Genomic DNA, 3,777 nt, shown 5'->3' with positions numbered 1-3,777 from the left:
TAGCTGAACTTCGGGAACAGGAAGCCGCTCTTGCGCTTCACCGTATGATCGGGAAGTTCAAGAACCGGCAGGAAGAGGATGGGCTTACCGAACAGCTCGAAACGGGCATTTTCCATCCGCACCGTATGGGTCCGGCCGTTCTGGACGATGCGCTGCGCCTTGAGGTGCCAGAGGGAACGATGGTTCGGGTTGGTGGCGCAGGGCGTGCAGGCGGTATAGACGGCATTGTTGAGGATCATCTCCTCGCCATTGCGGCGCTCGGCGGTCACGGCCGCCAGCTTGGTGAGATCCGTCGTCTCCAGCCGCATCGTCTCGATGAAGCCGTCGGAGAATGTGTCGGTAACGTCCATCTGGTCGGCATAGATGCGATTGCCGCCGGGCTCGATCAGCTCGATTTCGCCGGTCGCGATGATGCGCCCCGTCTTCTGGCTGTATTCGACCTGCTGGGCGACCATCTGGTAGCCGCCGTAGTTGATCTGCACGGCGCCGCGCACGATGACGCGCTCCGCATCCTGATTGTAGACGAGTTCGTTCGCCGACAGAAGCATCTTGGCGTCGTCGGGAAGGGTCGGTTGGAGCGAATCGATATCCGCCGGCTGCGCCCATGCGGGCGCGATCGGGTTCGACGCCAGGAATGCAACACCGGAAAGCAGAATGGCCGTCAGCAGCCTTGTATGTTTGCGGGCGCCTGCCGCCACTAGCCATCCTCCTCATGCAATAGAATCGTCGAGCCCAGCGCCATCGCTACAACAACTGGCAACCAGGCTGCAACGAACGGAGGCATAATGCCGCTGCTCCCGAATGCTTTGACAAGCACGGTGACGACATAAAGCACGAAGCCCGAGAGGATTCCACCGAGAATTACCGGTCGCGACTGGTTGAACCGGCTAAATTTCAGGGAGACGCTGGCGGCGATCAGCGTCATCGCCACGAGAAGCAGTGGAAGCGAAAGCAGGGAGTGGAACTGGGTTTCCATGGCATTGGTCGGGAAACCGAAGGATTTTGCCACCTCGATCTTGTGCGGGAGATCGAAAAACTGAATGGAATCAGCCTTTCCAAGGCTTTCCTGAACGAATTCCGGCTTGAGATGGGTCGGCAGCCGTACCGTTTCGAGACGGCGCGGCAATTGTCCGTTGCGCGTTTCCGTCACCTCGTTAAGTAGCCAGTAACCATCTTCCAGTTTTGCCGTGGCCGCATCCTGTCTCGAAACGATCGTCCCGAGCGGATCGAAATGGATCACGCTGACATTGACCAGCGTCTTGCCCTCGTCGCGAACCGAGCGGGCGCCGATGATCGTATCGTCGTTTCCGTAGATCTGGCGAAGCCAGGGAACGGCGATCGTCGACTTGGATGCCGAAGAACTGCCCCATTCGGTTTCCAGCATTTCCGCCTGTTTGGTGCCCCAGGAAGCGAGCGGGTTGAGCGCCACGACCGTCAGCACGCCGAACAGGAAGGCGCCGACCACGAAAGGCTGCAGGAACTGCCAGACGGAAATGCCGGCGGCGCGCGTCACCACCAGCTCATAGCGGCGATTGAGCGAGATCAGCGCCGCCATGCCGGAAAACAGTGCCACGAAAGGAACCGTCTGCTGCAGGATCATCGGTATGCGGAACGTGGTCATCAACAGCGCGCCGGCGACGGAATAGCGCGGCAACTGCGACATTCGGTTGGACAATTCGCTGAAATCGATGATGAAGATCAGCGCGAAGATGCCGGCGAGGAACCAGAAGGTGGTCATCGCATAGCGCCTGAAGAAATAGCGGCCGAGTGTCGTGAAGATCATGACGGCTGATTCCCGTCGGAGGCCGGCTTGGCAAGGCGCAGCCGCACCAGGAGGTCGTTGACCCTCTGCTCCCAGCTGACGGGAATTTCAAGCCGCCTGTTTCCGGTCAGCTGGCGTATCGCAAGCGCGCCGGTGCCGATCGGGATGAGGTACATGATCGGAATGAAGAGGCGCGATTCCTCGGCGCTGTTGGCGGCATAGAAGGTTGTCCAGCGAATGAACAGGCAGGTCAGCAGCGCCGTGATCATCGGATGCATCCGGGCCTCGCGATGGGACCGCGCATCGCTGCTGACGACCAGCGCGACCAGGGCGAAAACAAGGGGGAAAGTCCATTCGGTGAACCGGCGATGAAGCTCGGCCGAGAAGGAGAGCGGCTTCTTCTCATAGACCGGATCCTTCGGATCGGGATTGAAAAGATAGGGCAGGTCCCGGTCCTTGGCGCGAATGTTCACCTCGCCGGCCATCCGGGTCATGTCCGTGAGGTCGAAGGCATAGCTGTCGAACTTGATGATCGACACATTGCCGTCGGGCAGCTTGCGGTGCACCTCGCCATCCTTCATCACCAGCGCCGTGCCATTGTCATCGACCGCACCCTCGCGGGCGTAATAGACGAGCTCATAGGCCGGATTGCGCGAATCGGCGACGAAAATACCACCAAGCACGCCGCCGCTGCGCCGCGAGGCGACCTGGACATAGAGACCGTCGGCGATCTTGCGGAAGGTGTTTTCCTGCACGACCGACGACAGGAGATCGGCATTTGCCGTGGCGATCATCTTGCGCACGGCCATGCGCGAATACGGTTCGACGAAATTGTCGACCGTAAAGGAAAGCGCGCTGAGGGCGAGGCTCAGATAGATGATCGGCCGGATGATCGTCATGCGCGAACTTCCGGCCGCATTCAGCACCGTCAGTTCCGAATCGGCATTCATCGCCGTCAGCGTCTGCGCCACGCCGATGACCAGCGCGAAGGGAAGGATGAGCGGCACGATGGACGGCAGGACGAGCGTCGCAAGCCGCATGAAGGCGAGGATCGACTGGCCGCTGTCGGTGACCAGATTGATGCTGGCCAGCGCCTGTGTCGTCCACACGATCGCCAGAAGCGGCAGAAGCGTGGCGAGGAACATGCCCGTTGCCCGCTTCAGGATATAGCGCTCGATCAGTTTCATGCATTGTCCTGGCCGCTGTGGCCGTGCGACGGGTTCGGGAATGCCGGCATATAGCTGGCCGGAACCTGTATCAATGCCGTGTCGAATAAGCCGGTTTGCAAGATTTTCACAATGACGAAAGACTAAAGGATCAAGGCTAATCGACGGCAAAGAATGCTGGTTAACGGCATGTAAACATACGCTCGCGTCTTGCCAAGGCCATTAAAACCAAGAAAGGGTATGCCAACGTGCCGCGGGGGTGGCGGAAGGTGACGAATGTCCGCCACTGTAGCCCCCATGTAACAGCACCGCGCCCGCATCGCCATCCTGGAGTTTCTCATGTCCTTGAAATTCGAAATCGGTTTCAGCAAATCGGCCCGCCCCACCGGCGGCCTCGCCATCCTGCTCAAGACAGTTGACGCAAAAGAAGCCGCAGGCGTCCAGCAGGTCGATCCGCAGGACATTATCGCCAGGGCCGCGCGGATCGCGAAATTCAAGGGCAAGACGCTCGCCGCGCTCGATATCGTGGCGCCGCATGGTTCGCCGGCCGAGCGCATTCTCGTTCTCGGCATGGGCGACGGAACGGGCCTCACCGCCCATGACTGGCTGAAGGCCGGCGGCGCGGCTGCAGCGAAAATCCGTTCCGCCGAGAAGGTCACCGTCTTCCTCGATGCACCCGGGCTCGTCGTGTCCGGCAAGCAGGCGGCCGATTTCGCGCTCGGCATGGAAATGAACGCCTATCGCTTCGATTGCTACAAGACGAAGAAGGACGAGGACGACCAGAAGGCGCCTGTGAAGCCGGTGAAGATAACGATCGTCACCGATGCGGCGGTGGCGGCGAAGAAACTG

At 60.2% G+C, this 3,777-nt stretch carries 4 protein-coding genes; 1 reads left to right on the top strand and 3 read right to left on the bottom strand.

What is annotated here, in order from left to right; translation table 11 throughout:
- From VL202_RS09960 to lptF, 3 genes are all read right to left on the bottom strand, one after another.
- The coding region (locus VL202_RS09960) for an LPS-assembly protein LptD (protein ID WP_414692833.1) at positions 1–698 on the bottom strand (698 nt) is incomplete at its 3' end.
- Positions 698–1,783 carry an LPS export ABC transporter permease LptG gene (gene lptG / locus VL202_RS09955; protein WP_325463957.1) on the bottom strand — a complete coding sequence of 362 codons (1,086 nt, stop codon included), beginning with the start codon at positions 1,781–1,783 and terminating at the stop codon, positions 698–700. The genes lptG and VL202_RS09960, both read right to left, overlap by 1 nt.
- Positions 1,780–2,949 carry an LPS export ABC transporter permease LptF gene (gene lptF, locus VL202_RS09950; RefSeq protein WP_056332032.1) on the bottom strand — a complete coding sequence of 390 codons (1,170 nt, stop codon included), beginning with the start codon at positions 2,947–2,949 and terminating at the stop codon, positions 1,780–1,782. Before lptF ends, lptG begins: the two co-directional genes overlap by 4 nt.
- Positions 2,950–3,267: 318 nt before the next feature.
- Here lptF and VL202_RS09945 point away from each other — a divergent pair.
- Positions 3,268–3,777, top strand: a 510-nt coding sequence (locus VL202_RS09945) for a M17 family peptidase N-terminal domain-containing protein (RefSeq protein WP_325463956.1), incomplete at its 3' end; no start/stop codon positions are given.

The sequence above is a fragment of the Pararhizobium sp. genome (assembly GCF_035497515.1).
GTDB lineage: Bacteria > Pseudomonadota > Alphaproteobacteria > Rhizobiales > Rhizobiaceae > Pararhizobium.
The sequence above is the reverse complement of the archived record's forward strand: the minus strand, read 5'-3'. Positions and strand labels throughout refer to the sequence as shown.

Excerpts from the sequence above, each read along its gene's own strand:
- lptG (WP_325463957.1), bottom strand. The coding sequence starts at position 1,783 with ATGATCTTCACGACACTCGGCCGCTATTTCTTCAGGCGCTATGCGATG.
- lptF (WP_056332032.1), bottom strand. The coding sequence starts at position 2,949 with ATGAAACTGATCGAGCGCTATATCCTGAAGCGGGCAACGGGCATGTTC.